Raw genomic sequence first — 2,456 nt, 5'->3', positions numbered from 1 at the left:
GTCCTGCGCGACGTTGCCCTTTCTGTCGAGCCGGGCACGACGACATGCATCATCGGGCCGTCGGGATCGGGAAAGTCGACCTTGCTGCGCTGCGTGAATCGACTGGAAGAGCCGAGCGCCGGCCGCATCATGATCGGCGATGAGGACATCACCGCGGACGGCGTCGACATCGATGCCATTCGTGCCCGGGTCGGTATGGTCTTCCAGAACTTCAACCTTTTTCCGCATATGACGGTCCTGCGTAACATTACGCTCGCGCTCACACGCGTTCGCAAGCTGTCCCGCGACGAAGCGGCGAGCATCGCGGAAGAGCAGCTTCACGCCGTTGGTTTGCGCGCCTTGATGGATCGCCGGCCAACTCAATTGTCGGGGGGGCAGCAGCAGCGCGTCGCGATCGCCCGGGCATTGGCGATGGAGCCGCAGGTGATGCTTTTCGACGAGGCTACATCCGCGCTCGATCCGGAACTGGTCAAGGGAATTCTCGACATCATGAAGCGCCTTGCCGCATCCGGCATGACGATGATGGTCGTCACGCACGAGCTGCGGTTCGCCCGGGAGGTCGCCAACCAAGTCGCCTTCTTCGACGAAGGGAGGCTCGTCGAAGCCGGCCCTCCCGAAGAACTGTTCGAGACCCCGAGAACCGACCGCTTTCGCGACTTTCTATCGCAGATGCTTTGAGGCGCGTCAGCGCCGCAGGTTGGTCTTCGCCAGCTCGATGACCTCGTCGCCGCGGCCGTTCATGACCGCTTTGAGCATATACAGACTGAATCCCTTCGCCTGTTCGAGCTTGATCTTCGGCGGCAAGACCAGCTCCTGCTTGGCGGTCACCACGTCCAGTAGCGCTGGGCCGTCATGGGCAAGCGTTGCGCGGACGGCCTGTTCGAGATCATCGGGATCCTCGACACGTATTCCCCGTATTCCTATCGCTTCGGCCATCGCTGCGAAGTTGGGGTTTTCAAGATCCGTTCCGGTATCGAGATATCCGGCAGCCTTCATTTCCATCGCCACGAATCCGAGAGATCCGTTGTTGAAGACGACGATCTTGACCGGGAGTTTGAGTTGTACCAGCGACAGGACGTCTCCCACCAGCATCGTGAAGCCGCCGTCGCCTGAAAGCGAGATCACTTGGCGATCAGGAAACGCCGCCTGCGCTCCGATCGCCTGCGGCATGGCATTCGCCATGGAGCCATGATTGAACGAGCCCACGAGTCGGCGTCTGCCGTTCATCTTGAGATAACGCGCCGCCCAGACGGTCGGCGTGCCGACGTCCGCCGTAAATATCGCGTCTTCAGCAGCCAAGTCGCTGATGCAGCGTGCGAGATGTTGCGCGTGAATGCGCTTGTCGCCTCGTTTGGGGGACGCAAGATCGTCGAGACCGGCGCGGGCGCTGACGTAATGCTCCTTCGCTCGCTCGAGAAAAGTACGCTTTTCCTTTCGGCGCAGACGAGGCAGCAAGGCCGAGATGGTCGCTTTGACATCGCCGAGCAGTGCCATGTCGACAGGCGTGCGGCGACCAAGGGCTTCGGGTCGTGTGTCTATTTGAACGATCTTCGCATCGCTCGGATAGAAATTGCGATAGGGAAAATCCGTGCCGAGCATGACCAGCGTGTCGCAGTTCAGCATGGCGTGATAACCCGACGAAAACCCAATGAGCCCGGTCATGCCGACGTCGAACGGGTTCTCCCACTCGACGTGCTCCTTTCCGCGCAGGGCATGCACGATCGGCGCCCCGAGCATGTCGGCCAAAGCAATCACGTCGTCGTGAGCACCGGCGCAACCGCTTCCACAGAGAAGCGTGATTGCCTCTGAGCCGCCTAGAAGTTCTGCTGCGCGGTCGAGGTCTCTCTGCGCGGGAACAATGCTCGGTGGTGAGGACGTCCACCAGCGGATTGATGCACCCTCCGGGGCCGGTTTCAAAGCGACGTCACCGGGAAGAACGATAACGGACACGCCTTTCTTCTCGACCGCTATGCGTATTGCGTTTTCGAGAACCCGCGGGAACTGCTCGGGATTGGTCACCAACTCGACATAGTGGCTGCATTCGCGAAAAAGCTCCTGCGGATGGGTCTCCTGAAAGTACCCGAGCCCGATCTCCGACGAGGGAATGTGGGCCGCGATGGCGAGAACAGGGACGTGGTTGCGATGGCAGTCGAACAATCCGTTGATGAGGTGAAGATTTCCCGGGCCGCAACTCCCGGCGCAGACAGCGAGCTGTCCTGTCACCGCAGCCTCGCTGCCGGCGGCGAACGCTGCAACTTCCTCATGGCGCACATGCATCCAGGCGATGCTGCCGAGGCGCTGCAGGCTGTCGTTGAGACCGTTCAGGCTATCGCCCGTGACGCCCCAGATCCGCTTGACCCCTGCATCTGCCAGGGTCGACGCGAACATGTCTGCGATCGTGCCCTTTGCCATCGCGTGCCACCCTCTCGACCGAGTTCGGCAACGGGATATGGTCC

Annotated in this window: 2 protein-coding genes; one reads left to right on the top strand and one right to left on the bottom strand. The window is 61.2% G+C overall.

The window, feature by feature from the left end:
- On the top strand, positions 1–678 hold a 678-nt coding region (locus tag AC1DT3_RS17975; RefSeq protein WP_477466596.1), incomplete at its 5' end, for an amino acid ABC transporter ATP-binding protein.
- A 6-nt stretch (positions 679–684) separates the two neighbouring features.
- Here the strand turns inward: AC1DT3_RS17975 and poxB are convergent.
- Positions 685–2,412 (bottom strand): ubiquinone-dependent pyruvate dehydrogenase, encoded by a 1,728-nt coding sequence (gene poxB, locus AC1DT3_RS17970; RefSeq protein ID WP_477466595.1) that lies wholly within the window; start codon positions 2,410–2,412, stop codon positions 685–687.
- Positions 2,413–2,456 lie beyond the last annotated feature (44 nt).

Source organism: Microvirga sp. P4_G7, from assembly GCF_056401005.1.
This window is presented reverse-complemented; position numbering and strand designations above follow the sequence as displayed.

Bases quoted from the DNA above. Each gene is read 5' to 3' on its own strand.
- poxB (WP_477466595.1), bottom strand. From the start codon at position 2,412: ATGGCAAAGGGCACGATCGCAGACATGTTCGCGTCGACCCTGGCAGAT.